25 protein-coding genes and 1 other RNA gene are annotated in these 26,627 nt (G+C 60.0%); 10 read left to right on the forward strand and 16 right to left on the reverse strand.

The annotated features are described in order from the left end of the window. Nucleotides 1-129 precede the first annotated feature (129 nt). A complete protein-coding gene (locus tag AC1DNI_RS15910) occupies nucleotides 130-1,983 on the forward strand; it encodes an ABC transporter ATP-binding protein (protein ID WP_477692545.1) in 1,854 nt (617 codons plus the stop codon). A gap of 9 nt (nucleotides 1,984-1,992) precedes the next feature. Here the strand turns inward: AC1DNI_RS15910 and ligD are convergent, their stop codons facing one another. The 7 genes from ligD to AC1DNI_RS15945 all read right to left on the reverse strand — a co-directional run bounded on the left by ligD (nucleotide 1,993) and on the right by AC1DNI_RS15945 (nucleotide 10,018). Next, nucleotides 1,993-4,542, reverse strand: a complete 2,550-nt coding sequence (gene ligD / locus AC1DNI_RS15915; protein WP_477692546.1) for a DNA ligase D — start codon at nucleotides 4,540-4,542, stop codon at nucleotides 1,993-1,995. A 15-nt stretch (nucleotides 4,543-4,557) separates the two neighbouring features. Beyond that, nucleotides 4,558-5,406 (reverse strand): non-homologous end joining protein Ku, encoded by an 849-nt coding sequence (ku, locus tag AC1DNI_RS15920; RefSeq protein WP_027231233.1) that lies wholly within the window; start codon nucleotides 5,404-5,406, stop codon nucleotides 4,558-4,560. 80 nt (nucleotides 5,407-5,486) lie between these two features. Continuing rightward, the gene (locus AC1DNI_RS15925) at nucleotides 5,487-6,770 is read right to left on the reverse strand and encodes a CynX/NimT family MFS transporter (protein ID WP_477692547.1); all 1,284 of its coding nucleotides are present in this window, start codon (nucleotides 6,768-6,770) and stop codon (nucleotides 5,487-5,489) included. Further along, nucleotides 6,767-7,444: a FadR/GntR family transcriptional regulator gene (locus AC1DNI_RS15930; RefSeq protein ID WP_477692548.1), complete on the reverse strand. Its 678-nt coding sequence runs from the start codon at nucleotides 7,442-7,444 to the stop codon at nucleotides 6,767-6,769. Before AC1DNI_RS15930 ends, AC1DNI_RS15925 begins: the two co-directional genes overlap by 4 nt. A 101-nt stretch (nucleotides 7,445-7,545) precedes the next feature. Beyond that, a complete protein-coding gene (locus tag AC1DNI_RS15935) occupies nucleotides 7,546-8,736 on the reverse strand; it encodes a vWA domain-containing protein (RefSeq protein ID WP_477692549.1) in 1,191 nt (396 codons plus the stop codon). Next, nucleotides 8,736-9,182 carry an N-acetyltransferase family protein gene (locus AC1DNI_RS15940; RefSeq protein ID WP_477692550.1) on the reverse strand — a complete coding sequence of 149 codons (447 nt, stop codon included), beginning with the start codon at nucleotides 9,180-9,182 and terminating at the stop codon, nucleotides 8,736-8,738. Before AC1DNI_RS15940 ends, AC1DNI_RS15935 begins: the two co-directional genes overlap by 1 nt. Continuing rightward, entirely contained in the window at nucleotides 9,179-10,018 is an 840-nt protein-coding gene (locus AC1DNI_RS15945; protein ID WP_027231238.1) for an AAA family ATPase, read from the reverse strand. The genes AC1DNI_RS15940 and AC1DNI_RS15945 overlap by 4 nt, the downstream gene beginning before the upstream one ends. A 115-nt stretch (nucleotides 10,019-10,133) precedes the next feature. On the opposite strand from AC1DNI_RS15945, the gene ssrS reads away from it, so the two are divergent. The 7 genes from ssrS (at nucleotide 10,134) to AC1DNI_RS15980 (ending at nucleotide 14,615) form a co-directional block, all read left to right on the forward strand. After that, nucleotides 10,134-10,290, forward strand: a non-coding RNA gene (gene ssrS / locus AC1DNI_RS15950) — 6S RNA. Between the two features lie 58 nt (nucleotides 10,291-10,348). Further along, on the forward strand, nucleotides 10,349-10,930 hold the full coding sequence (locus AC1DNI_RS15955; protein ID WP_477692551.1) for a 5-formyltetrahydrofolate cyclo-ligase: 582 nt from the start codon (nucleotides 10,349-10,351) through the stop codon (nucleotides 10,928-10,930). A 42-nt stretch (nucleotides 10,931-10,972) separates the two neighbouring features. After that, entirely contained in the window at nucleotides 10,973-11,797 is an 825-nt protein-coding gene (locus AC1DNI_RS15960) for a TIGR00282 family metallophosphoesterase (protein WP_091921125.1), read from the forward strand. Nucleotides 11,798-11,905: 108 nt separating this feature from the next. Then, nucleotides 11,906-12,652: a TerC family protein gene (locus AC1DNI_RS15965; RefSeq protein WP_477692552.1), complete on the forward strand. Its 747-nt coding sequence runs from the start codon at nucleotides 11,906-11,908 to the stop codon at nucleotides 12,650-12,652. A 50-nt stretch (nucleotides 12,653-12,702) separates the two neighbouring features. Then, nucleotides 12,703-13,281, forward strand: a complete 579-nt coding sequence (locus tag AC1DNI_RS15970; RefSeq protein WP_091948085.1) for a biotin transporter BioY — start codon at nucleotides 12,703-12,705, stop codon at nucleotides 13,279-13,281. A 32-nt stretch (nucleotides 13,282-13,313) separates the two neighbouring features. Further along, the gene (locus AC1DNI_RS15975) at nucleotides 13,314-13,700 is read left to right on the forward strand and encodes a DUF1284 domain-containing protein (RefSeq protein WP_477692553.1); all 387 of its coding nucleotides are present in this window, start codon (nucleotides 13,314-13,316) and stop codon (nucleotides 13,698-13,700) included. A gap of 165 nt (nucleotides 13,701-13,865) precedes the next feature. After that, on the forward strand, nucleotides 13,866-14,615 hold the full coding sequence (locus AC1DNI_RS15980; RefSeq protein ID WP_027231244.1) for a YebC/PmpR family DNA-binding transcriptional regulator: 750 nt from the start codon (nucleotides 13,866-13,868) through the stop codon (nucleotides 14,613-14,615). 61 nt (nucleotides 14,616-14,676) lie between these two features. On the opposite strand, the gene AC1DNI_RS15985 is transcribed toward AC1DNI_RS15980, so the two are convergent. Beyond that, nucleotides 14,677-16,101 carry an APC family permease gene (locus tag AC1DNI_RS15985; RefSeq protein WP_477692554.1) on the reverse strand — a complete coding sequence of 475 codons (1,425 nt, stop codon included), beginning with the start codon at nucleotides 16,099-16,101 and terminating at the stop codon, nucleotides 14,677-14,679. A gap of 160 nt (nucleotides 16,102-16,261) precedes the next feature. After that, entirely contained in the window at nucleotides 16,262-16,483 is a 222-nt protein-coding gene (gene rpmE, locus AC1DNI_RS15990) for a 50S ribosomal protein L31 (RefSeq protein ID WP_027231246.1), read from the reverse strand. 204 nt (nucleotides 16,484-16,687) lie between these two features. Between rpmE and AC1DNI_RS15995 the strand changes: the two genes are divergently transcribed. Next, on the forward strand, nucleotides 16,688-18,493 hold the full coding sequence (locus AC1DNI_RS15995; protein WP_477692555.1) for an ABC transporter transmembrane domain-containing protein: 1,806 nt from the start codon (nucleotides 16,688-16,690) through the stop codon (nucleotides 18,491-18,493). A 45-nt stretch (nucleotides 18,494-18,538) separates the two neighbouring features. Here the strand turns inward: AC1DNI_RS15995 and AC1DNI_RS16000 are convergent, their stop codons facing one another. From AC1DNI_RS16000 to AC1DNI_RS16030, 7 genes are all read right to left on the reverse strand, one after another. Continuing rightward, nucleotides 18,539-19,570, reverse strand: a complete 1,032-nt coding sequence (locus AC1DNI_RS16000) for a peptidoglycan -binding protein (RefSeq protein WP_027231248.1) — start codon at nucleotides 19,568-19,570, stop codon at nucleotides 18,539-18,541. A 2-nt stretch (nucleotides 19,571-19,572) separates the two neighbouring features. Further along, nucleotides 19,573-20,595, reverse strand: coding sequence for a MotA/TolQ/ExbB proton channel family protein (locus tag AC1DNI_RS16005; RefSeq protein ID WP_027231249.1), 1,023 nt, complete (start codon nucleotides 20,593-20,595; stop codon nucleotides 19,573-19,575). Between the two features lie 376 nt (nucleotides 20,596-20,971). Then, nucleotides 20,972-21,763: an inositol monophosphatase family protein gene (locus tag AC1DNI_RS16010; RefSeq protein ID WP_027231250.1), complete on the reverse strand. Its 792-nt coding sequence runs from the start codon at nucleotides 21,761-21,763 to the stop codon at nucleotides 20,972-20,974. 62 nt (nucleotides 21,764-21,825) lie between these two features. Then, nucleotides 21,826-22,389 carry an elongation factor P gene (gene efp, locus AC1DNI_RS16015; RefSeq protein WP_027231251.1) on the reverse strand — a complete coding sequence of 188 codons (564 nt, stop codon included), beginning with the start codon at nucleotides 22,387-22,389 and terminating at the stop codon, nucleotides 21,826-21,828. A 147-nt stretch (nucleotides 22,390-22,536) separates the two neighbouring features. Next, nucleotides 22,537-23,700 carry a M20 aminoacylase family protein gene (locus AC1DNI_RS16020; protein WP_477692556.1) on the reverse strand — a complete coding sequence of 388 codons (1,164 nt, stop codon included), beginning with the start codon at nucleotides 23,698-23,700 and terminating at the stop codon, nucleotides 22,537-22,539. Nucleotides 23,701-23,806: 106 nt separating this feature from the next. Next, nucleotides 23,807-24,907, reverse strand: a complete 1,101-nt coding sequence (locus AC1DNI_RS16025; protein ID WP_477692557.1) for a tetratricopeptide repeat protein — start codon at nucleotides 24,905-24,907, stop codon at nucleotides 23,807-23,809. Nucleotides 24,908-24,912: 5 nt separating this feature from the next. After that, nucleotides 24,913-25,569, reverse strand: coding sequence for a thiamine phosphate synthase (locus tag AC1DNI_RS16030; protein WP_091948102.1), 657 nt, complete (start codon nucleotides 25,567-25,569; stop codon nucleotides 24,913-24,915). A gap of 240 nt (nucleotides 25,570-25,809) precedes the next feature. Between AC1DNI_RS16030 and AC1DNI_RS16035 the strand changes: the two genes are divergently transcribed. Then, nucleotides 25,810-26,577, forward strand: coding sequence for a sulfite exporter TauE/SafE family protein (locus tag AC1DNI_RS16035; protein ID WP_113281534.1), 768 nt, complete (start codon nucleotides 25,810-25,812; stop codon nucleotides 26,575-26,577). The last annotated feature ends 50 nt before the right edge of the window (nucleotides 26,578-26,627 follow it).

Raw genomic sequence — 26,627 nt, forward strand, 5'->3', positions numbered from 1 at the left:
GCACAGCTATGTCGGACGTAATATAGGGGAACTCCAAGCCTCTGATATAGATTGAGACTATGGCCGAACGGCACTCGATTCGGCGGTTCAGGTTTTCGCCCTCCTTCTCAGCTGGTGTCCGATCGAGCCATGTCAATTTCAGATGCAATCTACCGTCCCTTCGAGAATTTGATCCGGCCACTCGATATCCCCTACAGGCCGCTGCCGTCCAAGGGGCCAGTGGCAGTTCTTCTTCACTTCGTCCTGATGTTTCGGGGCATCTTGATCACGCTCGCCGTCTGCACCATGGCGATCGAGGCCATGAACCTGACGATCGTCTGGGGCCTCTCTGTCATCGTCGATGGCGTCACACAGCAGGGCGCTGTCGCTTTCCTCCACAACGACCGAATGCTGCTGATCTTCCTCGGCCTGATGCTTTTCCCTGTCATCCCGATCGCGTCTTTTTTCGTCAATACGCTGAACTCGCACACGCTTGGGATCGGCATGCCGGCCGCCATTCAATGGCAGGGCCACAGGGCGGTCGAGCGGCAGGACCTTGCCTTCTTCCACGATCTCTATGCCGGCCAAGTCGCTTCGCGCCTGCAGCAGGTGGCGTCGGCCGTGCAGCAGCAGGTCATTTCCGCCTTCCAGTCCATCCCGCGATTCCTCATGCAGATGGTCGGTTCCGTTGTTCTTCTGAGCGCGCTCTCCTGGCAGCTTGCGCTGCCGTCCATCGTTTGGATCACGCTCAACGTAGTGCTCGCTGTCAGGCTGGCGCCTGTCTTTACCGAGCGCTCACGCCGCTCCGCGCGGCGTCGCAGCCTGATTTCCGGCGCCATCACCGATCTTTACGCCAATATGCAGATGGTCAAGCAATTCGCCGCTGAAGACAGCGAGGCCGGTGCCATCAGAGGCATAATCGGCAAGGCGATCAAGGCGCAGCAGAGCGAACAGCGGATCTACCGTACGGCTGAGGTCATCGTCGTCGTCCTCAACATGATGCACTGGCTGGCGATCCTGTGGATCGGCTTTACCGGCCTCGTTGACGGCTTCGTTACGATCGGCGAGTTCACGGCCGCCGTCTATGTTCTCAGCCGCTTCTCCGGTCACACATTCACATTCCTGCAGATGGGCCAGCAGATCTTCCAGGCGATCGGCACGATCAAGGACGCCATGCCGGTCATGACGACACCGCCGACAATCACCGATCGGCCGGACGCGGCCGAGCTTGTCGTGGACCGGGGCGAGATCCGATTCGAGAACGTCCGCTTCGCGTACATGTCGGGCAAACCCGTCATTGACGGTCTGTCGCTGACGATCCGCCCGGGCGAAAAGGTCGGCCTCGTTGGTCTCTCTGGCGCCGGCAAGACGACGCTCGCAAACCTGCTCCTGCGTTTCTACGACATCAAGGATGGCGCGATATCGATCGACGGCGAGGACATCCGCAGCGTAACGCAGTCCAGCCTGCGTCAGAGCATCGGCGTCATCGCCCAGGATGTCGCGCTGCTGCACCGTTCGGTCGGCGACAATATCCGCTATGGCCGGCCGGATGCGACCCCACACGAGATCGAAAGGGTGACGAAGATGGCGAGTGCCGATGGCTTCATCGCCGATCTCTCCGACAGTGAGGGCCGCAAGGGCTACGACGCCTTCGTCGGCGACCGCGGCATCAAGCTCTCCGGGGGCCAGCGCCAGCGCGTGGCCATCGCGCGCGTTCTCCTGAAAAATGCCCCCATTCTGATCCTGGACGAGGCGACTTCCGCGCTCGACAGCGAGTCCGAGGCCGCAATCCAGGAAAGGCTCAATCTCGTGATGGATGGGAAGACGGTGATTGCCATTGCGCATCGCCTTTCGACGATTGCCATGATGGACCGAATAGTCGTGCTCGATCGGGGCCGCATCGTCGAAGAGGGAAGGCCCGACGAACTTGTGGCGACTGACGGCTTGTTTGCCCGCCTGTGGAAACGCCAGACAGCTGGCTTTATTGCCGAAGAAATCGATTAGAACCGCTTTCTAGGCCTTCTTCGCGCGCGTTCCCTTCGGCTTTTCGATCGGCGCCGCAGCTGCGCGGAAATCGGCCCAGGGGTCGGCCTTGTAGGAGGCGATACGCGTCGGCGTGTTGAGGACGGTGAAGTAAGCCGGTCCAATTCCCGGGGTGAGTTCGCTCCATTCGAGCGGCATCGATACGGCCGCGCCCGCTCGTGCCCGCGTCGAATAGGGTGCGACCGCGGTTGCGCCGCGCTGGTTGCGCAGGTAGTCGATGAGGACCTTGCCGGTGCGTTTTGCCTTGGTGATGGTGGAGACGTAAAATCCGGGGCTGTCGGCAGCCATCGAATCTGCAATCGCCTTGGTAAACGCCTTGACCTCCGGCCATGCCGCTTTCGGCTTGAGGGGCGAGACGACATGGAGGCCCTTGCCGCCGGAGGTCTTCAGGAACGCCTTCAGGCCAGCCTGTTCCAGCCGCTCGCGGGTTTCCTCGGCCGCCCTTATGACCTGCTCCCATGGAACGCCATCGCCGGGATCGAGATCCATGATGATCATGTCCGGTCGTTCCCAATCCTTCACGGTCGAGCCCCAGGGGTGGATTTCGAGCACAGCGGCCTGCACGAGGCTGATCAGCCCGTCCAGATCCTTGATGCTGATCAGCGGCTCCTCATCCTTGTCCATCGGGTCGTTTACCAGAACGATGTTCGGATTGAGCCCTTTCCACGCGTGCTTCTGGAAGAAGGACTGGCCGGTGATGCCTTCCGGGCTTCGCAGCAGCGCCAGCGGCCGCCCGACGATGAAGGGCGAGATATAGGGCCAGACCTCGGTATAATAATCCGCCAGTCCCTGCTTGGTTACGCCCTGGTCGGGCCAGTAGATGCGATCGGGATGCGTGAGTTTCACGGTGGACCTCTGCGGTTTTGCCTGTCCATTCACCTTGGGCGTCTCCCGGACAACCTCGTGCGCCGGCTTGTCCTCGCGCAAGCCACGAAACGCGGCGTGACGCAGATTGTTGTCGGCCGTCCAGGTGCGGAACTCGACGTCGGCGACGAGCTGCGGCTTGACGTAGCGCACCTGACGCGCCGCATCGGCGGCAAGACGCGCGGCAAACGGGCTTTCCGGCTGACGGATGCGCTCAAGGCGGCGAAAAAGATCCTCGGCGACGGCCGTGCTGTAGCCGGTGCCGACACGCCCGACATGTTCGAGCTTGTCGCCATTGTAAACGCCCATGACGAGTGAGCCGATTGCCTTGCGCGATGTCGTCGAAGGGACATAGCCGGCGATGACGAACTCCTGCCTTTGCGAGCATTTCGCCTTGATCCAGCTCTTGACCCTGCCCGACCGATACGGCGCGTCGCGCAGTTTCGAAACAATGCCTTCAAGGCTGAGCCGGCAGGCATGGGAGAGTATGTTCTGGCCGTCGCCTTCGAAATGCTCACTAAACCGCACCATGCCCGTGCTGCCACCGGCGATCTTCTGCAGCACCGCCTTGCGTTCGAGGAGTGGCAGAGCCTGAAGGTCATAACCGTCTAGATAGAGAAGATCGAAGACGTAAAAGATAAATCGATCCGTGCGGTCGCTGCTGAGATCTGCCTGCAACGCAGAAAAGTCGGAGGCTCCGGCGGAAGCTTCGACGACGAGTTCGCCATCGATCAAGGCGGTGCCGACCGCAAGTTCCTGCAGCGCGGCGATGATTTCCTTGCCGAATTTCTTGGTCCAATCGAGCCCTGTCCGGGTGAGAAGCTTCACGCGGCCAGCCTCGATCCGCGCCTGCAGCCGGTAGCCGTCGAACTTGATCTCGTGAACCCAGCGTTCCCCCGATGGCGGCTTGGTTGAGAGCGACGCCAGGGCGGGTTCGACGAAAACAGGGAGCTTCGCCTTCTTCGCGCCTTTGATAGTCGAGGGATCAGGCATACTAACATCGACCGCTGGCGCAGGTGCTCTCCTTGCGGCCCGGGCGTTCGGGGAATTCTTATCGATCTTGCCAGTCTTGGAGGACCATCCCGGAGCCTCGCCGGCGACGTCGCCAATTTCCCGCCCAGTCTTCACCGATTCCGGCTTTTCCGCAAGAATGTCGGGGTCACCCGGCGCGCGCGCAGCGTCGTCCTCGCCCTTGATCAAGAGCCAGTTCTCGCGCTTTTCGCGTGGGCGGCCCTGCATGCGGACAAGATGCCAGCGGCCCGATAGTTTTTTGCCATGAAGTTCGAATTCGAGGTGCCCCTTGGCATAGCCCCGATGCTCGTCAAATACCGGTGTCCAGGTGCCGCTATCCCAAACGATGACCGTGCCGCCGCCGTACTCGCCCTTGGGGATGGTGCCTTCGAAGTCGCCATATTCGAGCGGATGATCCTCGACATGAACGGCAAGTCGCTTCTCGCCGGGAACGAGGCTCGGACCGCGCGTCACCGCCCAGCTCTTGAGAACACCGTCCATCTCCAGTCGGAAATCGTAGTGAAGCCGTGTGGCGTCGTGTTTCTGGATGACGAAGCTGTTCCCGGCACTGGTCGCCCTGCGGCCCTTGGGTTCGGGCGTGGTCTTGAAATTGCGTTTCTTCCGGTAGGTTTCGAGCGCAACCATCGATCAGACCCAGATTCAGCTTGCTTTGCGCCTTGCAGGTTCGGCCTTTGCCTTGGTACCCGCCGCCTTCTTTGGTGCGGCCTTCTTTGCCGTCATGCCCGCGCTTTCGCGCAGTGCCTGCATGAGATCGACAACCTTCTCCGACTTCTGGGGTTTGCGAACCGGGATCGCCTTGCCCTCGAGCTTGGCCTTGACGAGTTCCGCCAACGCGGACTCGTAACGGTCCGTATATTTCGAGGGATCGAACGTGCCGTGCTTGGTGTCGATAATGTGCTTGGCAAGTTCGAGCATTTCGCCCTTGATCTTCATCTCGGGAACGTCGTCGAATGCTTCCTTGGCGGAGCGCACCGCGTAATTGAACTGCAATGTCGTCGCGAGCAGCCCGGCATCGTCCGGCCGTATCAGCAGCGTGCGCACGCGGCGAAAGAGGACGGTCTGCGCAAAAGCAGCAACTTTCTTGGCTTTCAGACCTTCGCGGATGAGCGCGAACGCCTCCTGGCCATGTTTATCGCCAGGCGTCAAATAATAGGGCTTGTCGAAGTAGAGATCGTCGATCTCATCCATAGGCACGAATGCCTCGACATTGAGGGTCTTGTCGCTTTCGGGAACGGCCGCTGCCACCTCGTCCGGCTCAAGGACGATGTAGTCGTTTGAGCCGACTTCGTATCCCTTGACCTGGTCCTCTTTTTCCACCGGCTTGCCACTGTCGCTGTCGATGAACTGTCGCATCACCCGGTGTCCGGTGGCGCGATTTATGGTGTGGAAAGCGATGCGGTCGGATGTCGACGCGGCGGTATAAAGGCTCACGGGGCAACTCAGCTCCGCTACTTTGAGATAGCCTTTCCAGTTCGCACGTGGCGCCAATACTCAACTCCTTCGGCTACGCAACAAATGCCGGGGAACACGGTTGGTTCCGACCTTGGTAGCATACTATGCCTAAATTGTTAAATTGCGATAGTCCGTGCTTTTACATGCGCGGCGCGGCCCGCGCCCCAGCCGAAAAAGGCTACCCCTATTCCCAATAGTACGAACAGGATAGCAGTCGCGGCGTAGCTGCCCGTGACGCTGTGGATCAGGCCGACAAGCAGCGGACCGACGGCGGCAAGCATATAGCCTATGCACTGCGCCATCCCCGAAAGGTGCGAGGCGACGTGCGCATCGGGCGAGCGCAGGACGATGATCGTCATGGCGATGGCGATGAGACCGCCCTGTCCAAGCCCCTGCAGGACCGCCCAAACCCATACGGTCGATAGCGGTGCGAAGAGGAAACCCATCAGCCCGGTGATGGCAAGTGCAATGAGCGCAAGGTTGACGCCGCGCTGGTCCTTGCAGCGCACAGCGATGGAGGGCACGAAAAGGCAGGCAAAGACCTGGACCATGACCGAGACGGAAACGACGAGCCCAGCCGTTACACCATCCATACCGCGCTCGCGCAGGATCGGCGACAGCCAGCCGAAAATGCAATAGGCGAGGGCGGACTGGAGCCCCATGAACAGGGTGACCTGCCAGGCGAGGCGGTCGCGCCACAATCCTTCGACCTTGAAGCCTGCATGCTTGGTGCGGACCTTGCGGAAGAAGGCATGCGGAAACCAGATTGCAGCCACAACAAGCGCCGGCAGGGCCCAGGCGCCGAGCGCGAGCGACCAGGAGCCGCCGAGCATGCGTTGCAGCGGAAGGGTAAAGCCTGCCGCGGTTGCCGCTCCAGCGCAAAGCGCCATCGTATAGAGACCCGTCATCAGGCCGGTGCGACTGGCGAAGTCGCGCTTTACCAGTCCCGGCAGCAAGACGTTGCCGATAGCAATGCAGGCGCCGGCAAGGGCGGTACCGATGAACAAAAGGGGCAAGGATTGCAGGCCGCGCAGCGCAGTACCAAGCGCAAGGAGCAGGAGCACGCCGAGCAGCGTGCGTTCTGCGCCAATGCGCTGGGCCAGTCTCGGCGCGAGTGGCGCGAAGATGCCGAGGCAAACGACGGGGAGCGTCGTCAAGACGCCAGCTCCGAAGGACGATAGTCCGGTCTGCGCGATGATCTCGGGCAAAAGGGCCGATGCGCTCGAAAACACCGGACGGAGGTTGAATGCAATGAGCACAAGGCTGAGGCCGGTGACAATGGCGACGCTGCGGCTCGAAAATTGCGGCGCACGCGGCTCCGGCACGCTGTCGGCTTCGGCGTTGATCAGTTGATCGCCGATGGCCGCCTCAGCGCGGGATTTCGATGGCATGTGGTTCATGATGCAAGCAACCGGTCAATTTCATCCAGGATGGGAGCCATGAAAGCCCGTGTCGTCGACGCGGCAAGGTCGGGATCGCCGGAAGCAATTGCATCGACGATCGAAAGGTGCGCCGCCATGTCGGGTTCCGGAAGTTCGCCCGTCACGGTCGCCTTGATGACTTCCTGAATCGAGGCGGAGAAAAACTCGTAGACCTCGACGAAGGCGAGATTATTCGAAGCAGCCACGACGGCCTTATGGAAGGCGAGGTCGCGCTGAACATAGCGATCATGATCGGCCGGATCATATTCGCCGCGGTTGGCGAGCAGCTGCCGCAGATGCGCTATCGTTTCTGGCCTGTGCCGGGCCGCAGCGAGCCTTGCCGCCTCGACCTCGAGCGCACAGCGCGTCTCGACCTGATCGCGCAACCCGGTGCGCCGCATCCGCAGCAGGCTTTCATCCGTGTCGATAACGGACAGAACATAGGTCCCCGATCCCTGACGCGTTTCGAGATAGCCTTGCGCGACGAGGACGCGCACAGCTTCACGGACGGTGCCGCGGCTGACGCCGAGCATGTCGGCAAGCGTCGCTTCGTTAGGAATGCGGTCTCCAACCTTCCAGCGATCGGCGGTGATTTCCGCCCGGATATTATTAACTGCCGTTTCGGCAAGATTGGTGCGCGCAGCGGGCTGCATGGAAAAGTCCTAAAGTCATCTGATGACTTGACTAATACGAGCGGTTTGACGGGATGTCAATAATCATCGCTGGATTGAGTAGGGCGGCAGGGCTTTTCGGCTTAATGCCGACGTGAAAGCTCGCGGGTTGCAGCTTCGAGACCCGCCAATGTCAACGGATACATCCGGTGCGCGAAAATCGTCCGGATCATGGCTGTCGAAGCCGTATAATCCCAATAGTTTTCCTTGGTCGGATTGAGCCAGACTGCGTTTTTCCACTGGTCGAGAACCTGCCCGAGCCACGCGGCACCGGCCTTCTCGTTCCAGTGCTCGACGGAGCCGCCCGCATGCGAGATTTCGTAGGGTGCCATTGCCGCGTCGCCAACGAAGATGACCTTGTAGTCCGGTCCATATTTATGGATCACTTCCATGGTCGGAATGCTTTGCGTGTGGCGGCGGCGATTGTCCTTCCATACCGCCTCATAGAGGCAGTTGTGGAAGTAGAAATATTCCATGTGCTTGAATTCCGATCGCACTGCGGAGAACAGTTCTTCGGCGACCTTGATGTGCTCGTCCATGGAGCCGCCGACGTCGAAGAACATGAGCAATTTAACATGGTTGTGCCGTTCTGGACGGGTTATGACATCAAGATAGCCATGTTCGGCGGTCGACCTGATAGTTCCGGAAAGGTCGAGCTCGTCGTCGGCGCCCTCGCGAATCCAGCGCCGCAGGCGCTTGAGCGCCACCTTGATATTGCGCGTGCCGAGTTCGACGCTGTCGTCGAAATTCTTGAACTCGCGCTTGTCCCAAACCTTGACGGCGCGCCGATTGCGGCTCTCATCCTGGCCGATGCGCACGCCTTCGGGGTTGTAGCCATAGGCGCCGAAAGGCGAGGTGCCGGCGGTTCCGATCCATTTCGAGCCGCCTTGGTGCCGGCCCTTCTGATCTGCAAGCCGCTGGCGCAGTGTCTCCATCAGCTTGTCGAAGCCGCCGAGAGCCTCAATGAGTTTCTTTTCTTCCTCGCTGAGATGCTTTTCCGCCAGCTTGCGCAGCCACTCCTCGGGAAGGTTGGCGATATTGATGCCGTCTTCGCCGCCGAACGCTTCGATGCCCTTGAAGACATGGCCGAAAACCTGATCGAAACGGTCCATGTGGCGCTCGTCCTTTACCAGTGCGGAGCGGGCGAGATAGTAGAAGCCTTCCACATCATAGTCGACGAGCCCCGCTTCCAAGCCTTCGAGTAGCGTCAGATATTCCCGCAATGAAACGGGAATGCGCGCCGCCTTCAGCTCAAGGAAGAAGGGGATGAACATCAGACAGTCTTCACGTATTTGATGAAGGGCGTGACCTTGGCGATACGGTCATAGAGCTGCCGCGCTGTCGCATTGTTCTGGTTGGTCGTCCAGTAGACCGAATGCGCCCCTGCCTTCGTGGCTTGCGCGTGCACAGCCTCGATCAGTGCGCGGCCAATGCCTTTGCCTCGCACCTCCGGATCGGCGAAAAGGTCCTGCAGATAACAGACGTTTTCAATGCTCCAGCAATGGCGGTGAAACAGATAGTGGGTAAGGCCGACCGGCTTGCCATCGAGTTCGGCAATGAAGCCGCGATACTCGTGGTCATTGCCTGACGTAAGCCGCTCGAAGGTCGTGCGGTAGACTTCTTCCGGCACCGTCGTCTCGTAGAAAGTCAGGTATCCGGTCCAGAGCCGCCGCCACTCGGCCTCGTCAGATTTCGCCAAAGGGCGGATTTTAAGGCTCATCCCTGTCTCCTCGCCATGAAGGCCAGCCGTTCAAAAAGGTGGACATCCTGTTCGTTCTTCAGCAAAGCGCCGTGCAGCTTCGGCAGCATGTTCTTCGGGTCGGTCCGCAGATCCTCCGGCGCTATATCGTCGGCGACAAGCAACCTGATCCAGTCGAGCGCCTCGGAGGTGGACGGTTTCTTTTTCAGGCCCGGAACGTCGCGGATCTCATAGAACTGCGTCAGCGCGGCACGGACCAGATTTTGCTTGATGCCGGGATAATGCACCTCGACGATTTTCGCCAGGGTCTCGACATCGGGGAAGCGGATATAGTGGAAGAAGCACCGCCGCAGGAACGCGTCCGGCAGCTCCTTTTCGTTGTTGGAGGTGATGACGACGATCGGCCGATGGGCAGCGCGGATTGTCTCCCCGGTTTCGTAGACGAAGAACTCGTTACGGTCGAGTTCCTGCAGGAGGTCGTTCGGAAACTCGATGTCCGCCTTGTCGATCTCGTCGATGAGGAGAACGACCTTTTTCGGCGCGGTGAATGCGTCCCAAAGCTTGCCGGGCTTGATATAGTTGGCAATGTCGTTGAAGCGGGCATCGCCAAGCTGGGAATCGCGCAGGCGGCTGACGGCGTCATATTCGTATAGTCCCTGTTGCGCTTTCGTCGTCGATTTGACGTTCCACTCGATGAGATCCAGCCCGAGCGCCGCCGCGATCTGGCGCGCCAGCTCGGTCTTGCCGGTGCCGGGTTCGCCCTTGACGAGCAGCGGACGCTCCAGGGCGATCGCCGCATTCACCGCAATCATCAGATCCTTGTCGGCCACATAGGCCGCCGTGCCTTCAAAGCGCATGGTCATTCCTTTCGTGAGCCCGCGAGATTAGGGATGGCGCAGCGTCGGGGCAAGAGGTTGAAATTAGCCGGCGACGGTACTGGTGCAATTGCGCGCGCCGTCCTATATTCGGCTTGGCGCTCTGCGCTTCTCGACAGGAGAGACATATTCCCCGGGGCCTTAATGATCCCTTAGGGAGCTGTCCCTGAGGAGGCCCGTGGGCCTCTTCACACGGCGCCCACCTACTTTGTAGGTTCCCGGGATCGACTTCTCCATCGGTTGTGTGGACGCCACTTTTGTTTTTCACGCCATCAAAGCCTTGCCGTGACGCATCACTCCCCCATCAAAGAATTGAAGAAAAAACTTCGCCTCGAGGCGCTCGGGCGGCGCGACGCGCTGACAGCCGAGACGCGTATCGAGGGGTCGATGCGCATTGCCGATATCGGTCTCGCTTCCTTCTCTCTTGATGTCGACGCCATCGTTTCGGGATTCTGGCCAATCCGGTCCGAAGTCGATTTGCGGCCGCTGCTTTTCGGTTTGCGTGAACGCGGCGCGCGGCTATGCCTGCCGGTCATCATCGACAAACAGACAATCCTGTTTCGCGAACTCGTGCGTGGCGCGCCCATGGTCGAGACCGGTTTTGGCACGGCCGGACCGCCCGCGGAGGCCGCCGTGCTTGATCCGACCTTCATGCTGGTACCGCTTGCTGCCTTTGATGCGCGTGGACACCGCATCGGCTATGGCGCCGGCTATTACGACCGGGCAATCGCCAGGCTTGAGGACAAGGGGCTAAATCCGCGCCTCGTCGGCGTGGCGTTTGACTGCCAGGAGGTCGAAATCGTGCCGGACGAGCCGCATGACATGCCGCTCGAAGCCATCCTGACGGAAAGCGGGTTGCGCAGTATCAATCGGACGGATAAATCCATTCGATGATGCACGGCTCGCCAAGGGTGGCGGCCGACCCGGGATGCGTAAGTGAGATTACTTTTTCTAGGTGATATGGTGGGCCGGTCGGGGCGAACAGCTGTGTACGAACAGTTGCCCGGCCTTATATCCGACCTCAAGCTCGATTTCACCATCGTCAACGGCGAGAACGCCGCGGGCGGCTTCGGCATCACTGAAGAAATCTTCCACGATACGATCAATGCCGGCGCGGATGTCGTCACCACCGGCAATCACGTCTGGGACCAGCGCGAGGCACTGGTCTTTGCCGCACGCGAAGAGCGCTTTCTGCGGCCCGCGAACTTTCCGCTCGGAACGGCGGGCAAGGGGTCGGGACTTTTCATCGCAAAGAACGGCGCCCGCGTCCTTGTCGCCAACATCATGGGCCGGGTGTTCATGCATCCGGACCTGCATGATCCCTTTACCATCGCCGAGGAAATCCTTGCTGCCTGCCCGCTTGGCGAACAGGCCGATGCGGCGGTATTCGACTTTCATGCCGAAGCGACGAGCGAGAAACAGTGCTTCGGCCATTTCGTCGATGGCCGCGCGAGCTTCGTCGTCGGGACGCACACCCACGTGCCGACGGCGGATGCGCAGATTCTCAATGGCGGCACTGCCTATATGTCCGACGCCGGAATGTGCGGTGATTACGATTCCTCCCTCGGCATGGACAAGGAGGAACCGCTCAACCGCTTCCTCTCCAAAGTGCCGAAAGGACGTTTCGAGGCGGCAAGCGGCAAGGCGACGATTTGCGGCGTCGGTGTCGAAATTTCAGACAGGACCGGCCTTGCCGAGAAAATCGCGCCGCTGCGCATAGGGCCGCGCCTCGAGGAGACGATCCCCTCCTTCTGGAAATGAGTTGATCTTGCGAGGTGCCAACACCACCTGCGCATCCACTAGACTTCAGAACATCTATTATCTTGATTTTGCACCATCCGGGCCAACAGCAACACAGGAACGACCCCCATGGAAGCGCTACTTTCCCATTTCGATTTCATCTATCGGCCCGAGGGCCTCATTGCCCTTGTCACGCTTGTGGTGATGGAAGTCGTCCTCGGTATCGACAATCTCATCTTCATTTCAATTCTGACCAATAAATTGCCGAAAGAGCAGCAGGCCCGGGCCCGTCGCCTTGGCATCAGCGCTGCGCTGATCCTGCGCCTGGTGCTGCTGTTTACGATTTCGATCATCGTGCAGTTGACGGAACCTGTCTTCGAAGCCTTCGGACATGGTTTCTCCTGGCGGGATCTCATCCTGATCGCCGGCGGTCTCTTTCTAGTCTGGAAAGCGACGAAGGAAATTCACCATTCGGTCGATCATGAAGATGCCAAGGAAGATGTCATCGGCAAGACCGTAACTCTTTCCATGGGCGCGGCGATTATGCAGATACTTTTGCTCGATCTCGTCTTCTCGGTGGATTCGATCATCACGGCGGTCGGTATGACCGACGAGATTGCCATCATGGTCATCGCGGTTCTGGCGGCGGTTACCGTGATGCTGCTCGCAGCCGAGCCCTTGTCGCGGTTCATTGCCGCCAATCCGACTATAGTCATGCTTGCCCTCGGATTCCTCCTGATGATAGGCATGACGCTTATTGCCGACGGGTTTGGTTTCCACGTGCCAAAAGGCTATATTTATGCGGCAATGGGCTTCTCGGCTCTCGTCGAAGCGCTTAACATGCTGGCGCGGCGAAGGAGGAAGAAGAGCCACTGACCTTCCTCCATGCTGACCCCGGAATTTCTGACAACAAGGACTGAACGTTGATGAATACGACACTTACCGAAGCTTACGTTCCGCTGAAGCTCGCCAACCGGCCGCTGGTCTATAAGGCGCTCGCAGTTCTTATAGGCACGGCATTCCTTGCCGTCAGTTCCTGGGTCTCCGTGCCGATGATTCCGGTACCGGTAACCATGCAGACCTTTGCGGTCACGATGGTGGGCGCCCTTTACGGTTGGCGTCTTGGCGGCCTCACGGTCATCGCCTGGCTCATTGAAGCCATGATGGGCATGCCGGTTCTCGCGGGCGGCGCATTCGGGCTCGCACCCTTCGTCGGTCCTACCGCTGGCTATCTCTTCGCGTTCCCGGTCGTTGCGGCGTTTGTCGGCTATCTCGCCGAGCGCGGTCTGACCCGCAATCCGTGGTCGTCCTTCGCGGTCATGCTTCTCGGCAATGCTTTGTGCCTCGTGCTCGGCGCTTCCTGGCTCGTCCACCTTTTCGGCCTTGAAACCGCATGGGTATCGGGCGTCGCACCATTTATCGTCGGCGGCATTCTGAAGTCGGCTTTGGCAGCCGCCGTTATTGAGGCCTTGCGCCGCTCAGGGGTCATGGTTCGCCTCGGTTGACGGTCAGGCTTCGCCCGCACCATCTGCTGTGCATGCTGACCTATGTCGGCAAGGGCTACAGTGAGGCGTTCACTGCCAATTATGACGAGGTCATCAAGCGGCTTGTGGTAGGCGAAGCGATAGAACTGGGCGAGGGGCCGGACGATATCTGCGCCCCTCTGCTCGGCGATGCAGATCCGCATTGCCTATGGGAGAGTGTTCGCGAGCGCGATGCCAAAGCCGCTGCGGCAGTGAGCAAATTGCTGGGGCGGCAAGTGAAAAACGGCGACAGGGTCGAACTCGATGTTGCCCTGCTTTCGACATTTCGCCGGGAGTTCAAAAAAGGCACGACGCGCGACGCGTGTGGTGGTTGCGAGTGGTTCGACCTCTGCTCGGACATTTCGCGGACTAACTTTCCCGGCGTGCGGCTGACACGATGATCCGGATGCAAGCTTTGCTATTCGTGTGGCTGGACGCGCGATAGGATTTTCCCTATAAGGGCGCCATTCCAGCAGCATGTTTTCCGCTAGGTGCAGCCCGCAGCGTCAAATTGCAGGGCCCTGACGTGAAACATCAGCAAACGTAGCAAAGCACGCAGGGGTGCCATGGCAGGCCATTCACAATTTAAGAACATCATGCACCGCAAAGGGCGCCAGGACGCCGTTCGGTCGAAAATCTTCTCCAAGCTCGGGCGCGAAATCACCGTCGCTGCCAAACAGGGTCTGCCTGACCCGACAATGAACCCGCGCCTGCGTCTGGCCGTGCAGAATGCCCGGGCGCAGTCCATGCCGAAGGACAATATCGAGCGCGCCATCAAGAAGGCCGCCGGTGGCGAGGGCGACAATTACGAGGAAGTCCGCTACGAGGGCTATGGCCCGGGCGGCGTTGCCGTAATCGTCGAGGCACTGACGGACAACCGCAACCGCACGGCTTCCAATGTTCGCGCTGCCTTTACCAAGGCGGGCGGCGCGATGGGCGAAACCGGCTCGGTGGGCTTCATGTTCAACCGCGTCGGAGAAATCACCTACAAGCCGGAAGCCGGCAGCGCCGACAAGGTCATGGAAGCCGCCATCGAGGCTGGCGCCGATGATGTTTCGAGCGACGAGGACGGCCATGTCATCCTGTGCGCCTTTGAGGACATTGGCGAAGTTTCCAAGGCGCTGGAAAGTGCCCTTGGTGAAGCAGAGTCCGTGAAGGCGATCTGGAAGCCGCAGACCATGGCGCCGGTCGACGAAGAGAAAGCACAGTCGGTTCTGCGCCTTCTCGCGACGCTCGACGATGATGACGACGTTCAGAACGTCTATGCCAATTTCGAAGTGAGCGACGAGGTTCTGGCCAAGCTCAGTGCGGCCTGATCGCATTTTCAGTGCAACAATCAGATCCCGTCAGCCGCAAGGCTGGCGGGATTTTTGTTTGTCAGTTCATGGGGCCGTCGCCGCCGAGGGTCTCCATGGTGGGCTCGACGGGCTTGACGCCGGTTGCGCGGTTTATGAGGACCGTGATCACCCACAGGGCAACACCGACGCCGATGAGAATGCCGGCGATCTTGTATTGAACAGGATCGCGCCCGGTCCATGGGCCGGCGAAGAAAGCGCATGAGAGGGCGCCGACGACGGGCAGGAAGGTCGGCGTGCGGAAATGATCGTGGTCCACCCTCTCGCGCCGCAGGATGAGCACCGCGATATTGACGATGGTGAAGACGAAGAGGAGGAGCAGCGCCGTCGTCCCGCCGAGCGCCGGCACCTCGCCGACAAACATGATCAGCCCGAATGCGAGAAGCGTCGTGAAGGCGATGGCAAGATAGGGCGTGCGGCGCGACGGATGCACCTTGCCGAAGAGCGGCGGCAAGACATGCTCCCGGCTCATGCCATAGACGAGGCGGCTCGCCATCAGCATGTTGATGAGCGCGCTGTTGGCAACGGCAAACATGGTGATGAAGCCGAATATCCAAAGCGGGAAGTTCGGTGCACCCGCCTGCACCACCTTGAGGAGCGGCGTCTCGCCTTCGCCAAGTTCTGCCGGCGGGACGAGAGTGATCGCCGATATCGAGACGAGAACGTAGATGATGCCGGTGATGAAGAGACCGGCAAGCAGCACCTTCGGGAATATCCGGGTCGGATTCTTGCATTCCTCGGCCATGTTGACGGAATCCTCGAACCCGACCATGGCGAAAAAGGCAAGTGTGGTCGCTGCCATAACCGACCAGAACACGCTTGAATCAGGTGCTGTGGCAAATTGCGTGATGCGCGAGACATCGCCCTGTCCTGCGGTAATCGCCATCAGGCCGATGAAGATAATGATCAAAAGACCGGTGAGTTCTACGACCGTCAGCACGACATTGGCCTTCACACTCTCGCCGACACCGCGGAAGTTGACTGCGGCGACGACGGCCATGAAGGCGAGGGCCACGAGCGAAATGCCAATCCCGCTTTCGAGATTGAGCTGGAATGCGCCGGAGAGATTGGCGGCGAAGGCGCGCGAGGCTGTCGATGCCGAGGTGATACCCGAGCACATGACGGTGAATGCGACGATGAAGGTGATGAAATGAATGCCGAAGGCTTTGTGCGTATAGAGCGCAGCCCCCGCCGCTTTCGGAAACTTCGTGACGAGTTCAAGGTAGCTCAGCGCCGTCACGACAGCGACGATGAAGGCAATAAGAAAAGGCAGCCAAACGACACCGCCGACCTGCTTCGCGACCTGCCCCGTGAGCGCATATATGCCGGTGCCGAGAATATCGCCGACGATGAAGAGAAGCAGCAGCCAGGGTCCCATGACCCGGTGTAGACTTGGCTCGACCGGAGTGGCCGATGCGGTTCCTACACCTGTTGTTACGTCGGTCATCGGGCAGTCCTCCCTTTGAAGTCGGCTGGGGTGTTGCGAAAAAGCTATTGGCGAATCAAGTCCTTGTCAAATTCGCCGAGTCCCATATTTGCCGCGCGACAAAAGAAAAACGGCCCCGCGCTTGGCGGGGCCGTTTTTAAATCCCGTTGGATGGGAAATATTATATGCCGAGGTTGGCGAAGCGGTTCTTGAACTTCGAAACGCGGCCGCCACGGTCGGTCAGCTGCTGCGAACCGCCGGTCCATGCCGGATGTGTGGTCGGGTCGATGTCGAGGTTCATCGTGTCGCCTTCCTTGCCCCAGGTGGAGCGCGTCAGGTACTCGGTGCCGTCGGTCATGACGACCTTGATCGTGTGATAGTCGGGATGAATCTTGGCTTTCATCTTTCTTGTCCTAAACTAGAGGGCGCAAAACTGGAGCCACGAGCGATGTGGCAAGCCGGTCCGGAGCCGATTGGTAGAGATGAAGCCAAACGTCACAGGGCCGTGGGCTTCCAAAACTGTTGGCGAGCCTATACATCAGCCTTTAAGCAATAACAAGGCCGTCTGGCGGCAAAGTCGCATAGCCGATACGAGGAATAAGCAAGTATGGCCGATCTGGCTCTCGAAGAAGCGGAAAGAAAGCGGCGCTCGTTGAAGCCGCTGCGCCGGGTCTTCCCATATATGGCCCGCTACAAGGGCATGATTGCCGGTGCACTGGTTTCGCTTGTCATCGCTGCCGTAACGACGCTGACGCTGCCGCTCGCCGTACGCCGCATGATCGACCACGGATTTTCCGACGTGAATGGCGCCTTCATCAATACGTATTTTAGCATGCTGGTCGTGCTCGCCGCGCTGCTCGCCATTGCCTCGGCCGGACGCTACTATTTCGTCATCACCCTCGGCGAGCGCATCGTTTCCGACCTTCGCCATGACGTCTTCGCGCATCTGACCCGCCTTTCGCCCGCGTTTTTCGACAGCACGCAATCGGGCGAGATCGTCTCGCGCCTGACCGCGGATACGACGATGATCAAGTCTGCCGTGGGTGCGACGGCTTCCGTTGCCTTGCGCAACTTGATCCTTGCCTTCGGTGCCATCGTAATGATGGTCATTACCAGCCCGAAGCTTTCGGGCCTCGTGATTGCAGCAATTCCTTTGATCATCATCCCGCTCGTCGCGTTCGGTCGCTCGGTACGCCGGCGATCGCGGGCCGCGCAGGACCGGCTGGCAAATGCCACGGCCTATGCAAGTGAATCGATTATTTCCGTGCGCACGCTGCAGGCCTTCACCAATGAAAAGCTCGCAACGCGCCGCTTTGCGAAATCGGTGGAAGACGCCTTCGATGCGGCGCGCGCCTCGGTCATGGCACGGGCGATACTTACGGCCTTTGCAATCTTCATGATCTTCTCGAGCGTGGTCGCGGTCCTCTGGTTCGGGTCGCGCGACGTTCTTTCCGGCGCGATGACGCCGGGCACGCTCGGCCAATTCCTGCTTTATGCGGTGTTTGCGGCGGGCGCACTCGGCGCTCTATCGGAAGTGTGGGGGGAATTGTCGCAGGCGTCGGGAGCGGCGGAGCGGCTGATGGAGATCCTGGCCGAAGAGCCGGCAATTGCGGCTCCGAAGAATCCCATGCCGTTGCCGCAGCCGCCCGTTGGCAGCGTCATCTTCGACAAGGTCCATTTCAACTATCCAAGCCGACCTGCTGCGCCCGCATTGAAGGGCCTCAGCTTCGCCATCACGCCCGGGGAAACCGTCGCAATCGTCGGCCCTTCAGGCGCGGGCAAGAGCACGGTGTTTTCACTGCTGCTCCGCTACTACGATCCGGTCTCCGGGAACATCACCATCGACGGCGTCGATCTGCGTCAGGCCGATCCGCTCGATCTGCGTTCGCACATTGCCATCGTGCCGCAGGACACGACAATTTTCGCCACGAGCGTGCGCGAGAATATCGGCTTTGGCCGGCCAGGCGCCAGTGCCGCGGAGATCGAGAACGCCGCGAGATCGGCGCTCGCCCATGACTTCATCCTAGCGCTCGATCATGGTTACGACACGCAAGTCGGCGAACGCGGCGTGACGCTTTCGGGCGGCCAGCGTCAGCGTATCGCCATCGCCCGCGCCATCCTGCGCGATGCGCCGATCCTGTTGCTTGACGAAGCGACCTCGGCGCTTGATGCCGAAAGCGAAATGCTGGTGCAGAAGGCGCTCGACCATTTGATGGAAGGGCGCACGACGCTGGTCATCGCGCACCGCCTCGCCACGGTCCTCAAGGCTGACCGGATTCTCGTCATGGAGAACGGCAGGATCGTTGAGGAAGGCACGCACCAGACACTGGTCAAGCAGAACGGCCTCTATGCCGGCCTCGCCAAGTTGCAGTTCGAGGCCGGGTCCGACGCCTTTAAGGGCGCCGCCGAATAGCGTCTAGAGCACGTCCTCTTAAAGCCGGGACGTGCTTCAGCTAATTTAACGCTCGGTGAGCTTCAGTTCGATGCGCCGGTTGCGTGCACGGACTTCCGTGGAATCGCCGGGTTCAAGCGGCTGGAATTCGCCAAAGCCGGCCGCCACGAGCCGGTTTGCCGGGACGCCGTTGGCAATCAAGTACTTGACGACCGAAATGGCGCGAGCGGAGGAAAGCTCCCAATTGTCCTTGAACTGACCGCTGCCCGACAGCGCGATATTGTCGGTATGGCCATCGACGCGCAGAACCCAGTTGATATCGTCCGGAATTTCCTTCTGAAGCTCGATCAGGGCGACGGCAAGCTTCTTCATCTCTTCCGATCCGGCAGGATTGAGGACAGCCGACCCGAGCGGAAACAGGACTTCCGACTGGAAGACAAAGCGGTCGCCGACGATGCGGATGTTTTCGCGGTCGGAAAGAATCTCCCGCAGCCGGCCAAAGAAATCCGAGCGATAGCGATTGAGTTCCTGGACACGCTGGGCGAGGGCGACGTTGAGGCGCTTGCCGAGATCGGCAATCTTGGCATTCGATTCCCTGTCGCGGGACTCAGACGCATTGAGGGCGTCTTCGAGAGCAGCGATCTGCTTGCGCAGGGCGGATATCTGCTGGTTGAGAATCTCCACCTGCGAGAGCGCACGCGCGCTGATCTGTTTTTCGTTCTCAAGGCCCGTGGAAAGCTCGTTGATCTTGCCTTCGGCGGCAGCCCCGGCGCCGGCGCCCTGCGACAGCAGCGCCTGCAGGCGCGACTGCTCGCTCTGGGCATTGGTCAGGGACGCCTGCAAGTTTGCGATCGTATCTTCAAGGTCCTGTTTGTTGCCCTGTTCCAGCGAAAGAAGCTGCGTCAACTCGTTGATCTGCGCGTTGAGGCGATTGAGAACAGCGTCCTTGCCGGTGATTTCCTGGCTGAGCAGAAACTGCGCCAGGACGAACACCGACAGGAGGAACATGATCGACAGGAGCAGCGTCGACAGGGCGTCGACGAAGCCCGGCCAGTAGTCAATGTGGCGGATGGCCTTGCGATTGCGACCGAGTCCCATGCTCAGTTGGCCTTGTCGCGGGCAATGGCATCGCCAAGCTTCGCCAGCGTCTGGCGGATGGATTTCTGCTCGTCAGCCTGCTTCTCCACCCAGTCGCGCATCATCTGCTGTTCGGAGCGCATGTTCTTGACGAGCCCCTGGATTCCCTCGGCAAGGCTCGCAAGCGCCGCCGTGGTGCGCTGGCTCGATCCGCCGCTCTCCTGGATATTCTGCAGGCGTTCAGCCAGGGCGCGCAGTTCGTCACTCGTACCGGTGCTGGCGGCGTCGAGCGCATGCAGATCCGAGCCGAGATCGGTGACGCTGGAAAGCCAGTTTTCAAGCTCCGTGTAGAAACGGTTTTGCGCCCGTCCGGCCTGCAGGTCGAGAAAGCCGAGGATCAACGATCCGGATAGACCGAAGAGAGAGGACGAAAAAGCCGTGCCCATGCCGCGCAACGGGGATTGCAGGCCGGCTTTCAGCGAGTCGAGAACGCTGTTTGCGTCGCCAGCGCGCGGATCCAGCGACTGAATGGTCTGGCCGATGGAGCCAATCGTTTCGAGCAGGCCCCAGAACGTGCCAAGCAGGCCGAGGAAGACGAGCAGGCCGATCAGATAGCGGGAAATGTCGCGGGTTTCATCGAGGCGCGCCGCGATGGAATCCAGCATCGACCGCATGGCGCTGGTCGACAGAGCCATGGACTGGCGCCGGCCGATGAGGGCGCGCATCGGTGCGAGCATGACGGGATGCGCATTTGGATCGCTGTTGCCGCGGCGGAAGGAGTTTACCCAACGCACTTCCGGGAAGAGCCGGATGACCTGGCCGAAGGCCAGAAGGATACCGATGGCAAGCACGCCGATGATCAGGCTGTTGAGGCCCGGGTTCGTGACGTAGAACACCGAGATCTGCCGAAACAGGATGGCGGCAAGAAATGCTACGATCGCCAGAAATATTGCCATGGACAAGAGGACGAACCGCGGGCTTGAAAGCCGGTAGGGATCGTATTCTTCGCCATCCCGACCCTGGCGGGTCGAACTGAAATCTGCCATCGCATCGTCTCCGCGTCGCATAAACCGAATTTGCCGCGACCCTAACCGAAATCGAGGTGAAAATGGAAGGTGCAATGAGGTAACGCTTGAATTTGTTATTGCTGCATCAATTCAAGGTTGGTGAGCAGACAGTGGAAACAGAGTATTTCCACAAAATGTACCGGAGATTGAAGAGGTTCCCTGTTCGGTACGCCCGGCAAGTTCAACAGGTCGGAGCTAATCGTGACACGCAGCGGGCATGGCCGAAGCAAAGCAAGGCTTTTTCACTGTTCGATGTGGTTACGAGACCCGACAGGGAAAAAGCTTCGAGCGGTAGCCACCTCACGCCACAACGCACCTACTTCAGCCTCAGGGGCGCATTCTTAAACTGCCGGCCTCAGATCGGCTTTTTCAGTGCCTTGACGAGTGCCTTCTGGATGGCTTCGTTGCCGGCGACGATCGAACTGCTCTCCACCACATCCTGTCCGCCGTCAAAGTCGGTGACGAAACCGCCGGCCTCGCGAACGAGAATGATGCCGGCGCCGATGTCCCACGGGGAAAGGCCGCTTTCCCAGAAACCGTCAAGGCGACCGGCGGCCACATAGGCGAGATCGAGGGCAGCAGCGCCCATGCGGCGCACGCCGGAAACCTCGCCCATGATGTTGCGCAGTTCGACGAGGTAATTGCCATGGTGGCCGCGGCCGAGGTGTGGAACGCCTGTGCCGATGACGGAATCGACCAGTTTGTTGCGGCCGGCAACGCGCAGGCGGCGATCATTCAGGAATGCCCCGCCACCACGCTCGGCAGTATAGAGCTCGTCCATGGCCGGGTTGAAGATCACGCCGGCAACGATTTGTCCCTGGCGTTCGAGGGCGATGGAAACGCCAAAAATGGGAATGCCATGCAGGAAGTTGGTGGTGCCGTCGAGCGGATCGACCAGCCAGCGGTGCTGGCCGTCGCTGCCTTCGACAGCGCCGGATTCTTCCATCAGGAAGCTGTAGTCGGGACGGGCGCGGCGGAGTTCCGCGTAGACGATCTCTTCGGCGCGCTTGTCGGCCTGGCTCACATAGTCGCCCGGACCCTTGAGCGACACCTGCAAGTTCTGCACTTCGCCAAAATCGCGCGCCAGCGAGCGGCCCGCCTTCATGGCGGCCTGAACCATTACATTGAGTATCGCTGAACGCGCCATTCGGGGTATGTCTCCGTAAGATCAAATAGGGAAGCCAGCGGAGCCGGCTCCCCGGGGCCGGCTTAATCGGCGCGGCGGATATAGGTGATTTCGTTGGTGTCGACGACGATGCGCTCGCCCGACGAAATAAAGGGCGGAACGAGAACGCGAATGCCATTTTCGAGCAGCGCCGGCTTGTAGGAGGATGCCGCCGTCTGGCCCTTCACGACCGGGTCGGCTTCGGTGATCGCCAGCGTGACCTGATCCGGGAGCGAGATACCGATTGGCTTTTCGTCATAGAGTTCGACCGTAACCATCATGCCGTCCTGCAGGAACGCGGCGCGATCGCCAACGAAGTCCTTCTGCAATTCGAGCTGTTCGTAGCTGTCGGTGTCCATGAAAATCAGTGCTTCGCCCTGTTCGTAGAGGAACGAGAAATCCTTCTGCTCAAGGCGCACCTTCTCCACCGTCTCGGCGGCACGGAAGCGCTCATTCAGCTTGGTGCCGTTAATGAGGTTCTTGAGCTCGACCTGATTGTAGGCGCCGCCCTTGCCGGGCTTCACGGCATTCGTCTTGACCGCAACCCAAAGGCCGCCGTCGTGCTCGATCACGTTGCCTGGACGGATTTCATTCCCGTTGATTTTCATTTGTCTATCCGGATTGTTGTTGGAACTTGGCGCCGATTTCGACGGCTAGGCCAAATATTGGCGCCTCCAAGACCACAATTTCACACAATAGGCAAGAGAGAGGGCGCAAACTGCTTGAGGATGCGCCCTGTTCTTATCGGTCGCAGCTCAAGCGGCCAGCGCGGTTTCGGCCAGCGAAACCCAATAGCTGATGCCATAGGGGATCGCGTCGTCGTTGAAATCGTAGGCCGAATTGTGAAGCGCAGGCGTGTCGCCATTGCCGATGAAGACGAAGGCGCCCGGGCGGCTTTCCAGCATGTAGGAAAAATCCTCCGCGCCCATGACCGGCGGCATATCGCTGCTTACGGCCGCTGCGCCGACGATGGATTGGGCAATGCCAACGGCAAAGTCGGTCTCGCGGTCATGGTTGTAGGTGACCGGATATCCTTCGTGGTAGACGACGTCGGCCTTGCCGCCGAACACGGATGCGGTGGCTTCGGCAATCTCCGTTACGCGCTTCTGCGCCAGTTCCCTGATCTCCGGCACGAGTGTGCGTACCGTGCCGCCAAGCTTGACGCGGTCGGGGATGACGTTGGATGCATCGCCGCCATTGAGCTGCGTCACGGAAACGACCAGCGCCTTCAAGGGATCGGTCTCGCGTGACACGATGGACTGCAGCGCAATTATGATGTGGGCGGCGATCAGCACCGGATCGATCGCCGACTGCGGTTTAGCAGCATGACCGCTGCGCCCCGTTACCGTGATCTCGAATTCGTTCGTCGCGGCCATGATCGAGCCCTTGCGGGTGGCGAATTCACCAAGGGGCAGCCCGGGGGCATTGTGCATGCCGTAGACCTCGCGAATGGCGAAGCGATCCATCATGCCGTCGTCGATCATTGCACGGGCACCGGCGCCACCCTCTTCGGCCGGCTGGAAGATGACGGCGATAGAACCCTTGAAATTGCGTGTATCGGCAAGGTGCTGCGCTGCCCCGAGCAACATCGCAGTGTGACCGTCATGGCCGCAGGCATGCATCTTTCCGGGTGTTTTTGATGCCCATGGTTTGCCGCTCTCCTCGGCAATCGGCAGGGCATCCATGTCGGCGCGGAACCCGAGAACCGGACCATCGCCGTGGCGTCCACGGATGATGCCGACAACCCCCGTCTGGCCTATCCCGGTCTCAACCGTATCACAGCCGAACGCTCGCAGCTTCTCGGCGACAAATCGCGACGTCTCATGCACGTCGTAGAGGATTTCCGGGTTTTCATGCAGATGACGGCGCCACTCGGCGACGTGTTGTTGCATTTCATGAGCACGGTTGATCAGCGGCATTTCGAATTCCCATCGCTTGGTTATGCGGATGGAGCGAAGCTACGACCGGGATGCACGATCCGTCAACGCAATGAATTCGAACAGTCCCATGTGAACAGGCAAGGCTCTAGCGGAATTGCAGCTTGTTGGCTTCCGCGATAGCCTGGCTTTTCTGATCGTCGTCGAGGCCGTCCATGAAGGATTCAAGATCGGGATCGTTGAGGCCAGCACGCTTGGCGGCGATGTACCACGCGGCGGCCTTGATGAAATCGCCTTCGACGCCGATGCCGTCGCGGTAGAGCTTTGCAAGCCGCGCCTGGGCGGCGACATTGCCGCTCGTTGCTGCCCGCAGCATCCAGCCGAAGCCAGCCTTGTATTCGTGCGGACCACCGAGCCCGGCGACGAGCCAACTGCCAAGGTCGAGTTGTGCCGTATCGTAACCCTTGACCGCGGCCTTGATGAGATATTCCCGCGCCTTCGCCATGTCGCGCGGAATCGTCGGCGTTCCATTGGCCAGCACCTGGCTTACCGCATATTCGCCATCGGCAAGGCCCTTGTCTGCGGCTTTCAGAAACCAGGGATAGGCATTTTCAATGCCGGCAGAGCCCGGGCGCTCCTGCATGAGGATCTGGCCGTAGTTGAACTCAGCTGCGGCATTACCCTTGTCTGCCGCCGCCTTGGTCAGTTCCTTGGCCTTTTTCGGATCCTTCGGGGCATATCGTCCCTGGAGCAGGATGGCTGCATAGCGGAATTGCGCTTCAGGTACGCCCTGCTCGGCGGCCTTGCCATACCATTTGGCCGATTCAGCCATGTTGACCGGCGTTCCAAGGCCGCGCGCCAATATTTCCGCAAGCAGCACCTGAGCAGCGCTGTCACCGGCTTCGGCGCGGGGCAGAGCAAGGTTGTAGGCAGTCTTGTAGAGGCCGCGCTGGTAGGCGCCAAAGGCGTCGTCGGCCGGCGCCTGACCGAACCGGGTCGGATTGATCGGGTCGGCCGAATTGTTGTCACCGGCCGATTTTGGCCTGTCCTGCTTGGTGGACGTGACGGGTGCACCAAGTTCCTGTTGCAAAGGCGCTGGCTTGGGATCTTCAAGGGTAGGTTGAACCGCTTCGGCCGGCAGAGGTGCAGTCGGCACTGGCTGCGCCGTTTGGGCCGGGGCGCCAGTAACGATGCCTGAAAAGGCAAGCACTGCGCCCGTGCGGATAAGGTTTAGCGACCTTGCTCCCATAAATCTCATTCCTCGAATCTCGGCGCGTGCTGGTCGAGGAGCCTGTTGGCTTCCCGGATTGCCGATTCCGGGTTGTTTCCTTCAAATATGGCGGCACCAAGGGCAATGAATTCCGCGCCGGTGGAAACGGCGTCGACAATGCTTTCGAGATTGTTGCCCGCCTGGATGATGCAGGGGATCTCGATCATCCCCGCCCACCAGTCGGCAAGCTCGATATTGCGCGGATGCGCCTCGGGCTTGGTATCCGCGCCAATCTTGCCGAAGAGTACATAATCCGGCTGGGCTTCGCCCATCTCAAGCGCCGTGTGGCGGTTCTTGACGTTGCCGGTGCCGACGATGAGCTTCGGAGAGAAGCGCGACACGGCATCGGCAATGGCGGTGGCTGGGCCTTCGATATGCAGGCCGTCGGCCTTCACGCGTCCCGCAACCTGTGTGTTCCCGACGATGATCGCGGCAGCGCCCGCGTTCTGGATCACCGGCACCGCGGCTTCGGCAAGCATCTGGAATTGGGCTTCGTCGACATCATAGGGCGGAAGGAGGACTGAGGCCACATCGCCGCCCGATAAAGCTGATGCGAGAATCCTCACAAGTTCTTCGGCGCTGGCCGCTGGCGGAGCGATCAGAACGATTCGGCAGCGTTCGGGCGTTGTTTTGGTGTTCATGGCTGCAACCTGTTTCGTTCTCGAATGCATTGGGCGCACCCATAAAGCGAGTGCTCGTGATCAAATTGGGGCATAAAGGAAGGCAGTCGGTTTGAACAGTCCTCCCGGCCTTCGTGGGCATGTTGCCATAGGTGGGTTAAGCGCCGGTGTATCGAAATCGGGGCACAATTCCAAAAATCGTTTCTCAACCGCGACGTGCGGGGTTACACAGATTTACGCCCATCCGCCGGATTTCCTGACATGCCCGACCTCTTGATGAACCCATGGTTCTATGCTGCCGCCGTTCCGGCAACGATCCTGATCGGCTTGTCGAAGGGCGGTCTTGGCGGGGCGATGGGGCAGGTCGGCGTGCCGCTGATGGCTCTGGTGATGCCGCCGGTGCAGGCGGCAGCGATCATGTTGCCGATCCTAATCGTCATGGATGTCGCGAGCCTCTGGTCATGGCGCGGCTACCGCGACAACCAGACGCTGAAGCTCATGCTGCCGGGCGCATTTCTCGGCATTGGCATCGGTTGGCTCACCGCATCCATCGTCACGGATGACATGGTCAAGCTCATTGTCGGGGCCATCGCGATCATCTTTTTTGCCCGCTATATGCTTACCAGTGCGGCAAAGCGAGCCACGGCACAACCTCACAATGCTGCGAGTGCGACGCTGTGGTCGACGCTCGCCGGCTTCACAAGTTTCGTCGCTCATGCGGGCGGTCCGCCCTATCAGGTCTATGCCCTGCCACTGCGCCAGGATCCAAAAGTTTATAATGGGACGAGCGTAATTTTCTTTGCGATCGTCAACGCCGTGAAGGTCATTCCCTATTTCGCGCTCGGGCAGTTCGACACCGCAAATCTCAGGGCTTCGGCAGTGCTTTTGCCGCTGGCGCCGCTTGCAACCTTCGCTGGCGCCTGGATCGTCAAGCGCATGCGGCCGGAGATTTTCTACCCCTTCATGTACATCATGATTTTGCTGATGGGACTGAAGCTGACCTATGACGGCGTGGTCAGTTTGTTATAATTTTCAACGAAAGTTGATCAGCCGAAACGCAACTTTTGTCCTATGTCAAC

It is taken from the genome of Phyllobacterium sp. 01N428 (assembly GCF_056399405.1).